This window comes from Phaeodactylibacter luteus (genome assembly GCF_007993045.1).
Lineage (GTDB): Bacteria > Bacteroidota > Bacteroidia > Chitinophagales > Saprospiraceae > Phaeodactylibacter > Phaeodactylibacter luteus.
This window is the reverse complement of sequence record NZ_VOOR01000245.1, coordinates 1-322: the sequence shown is the minus strand read 5'-3', so window position 1 is coordinate 322 and position 322 is coordinate 1. Positions and strand designations below refer to the sequence as shown.

The window sequence follows — 322 nt, the reverse complement described above, 5'->3', positions numbered from 1 at the left end:
GCTCATAGCCATCTAGCACGAAGGACTGCAGCTGGCCTGGGTTGGCCGGCGCATTCACGATCGCCAGGTAAATCCCGTCTGAGTCGTTGGCCTGGCCGGCATAGTTCGTCACCCGGTTGAAGTTGACGTTGCCGCCCCATAGCGCTGCATAATCCTGGCCTGGAGCTGCCACCGTATTGATGTACCGCTCAAAACCGGCCAATGGCGCATCCTTCGTGAACACAGCCTGCGATGGGCTTGTGAAGTCGATGACCTGCGCCGCAGGCGTCAGGGCCAGCGGCGACGCTGTCATCGTGCCCAAGTGGTTGCGGTGGCGGACCGA

General features: G+C 61.8%; 1 pseudogene. It reads right to left on the bottom strand.

The annotated features are described in order from the left end of the window. Window positions 1-322 (bottom strand): annotated as a pseudogene (locus tag FRY97_RS22765) (hypothetical protein); the annotation flags it as partial.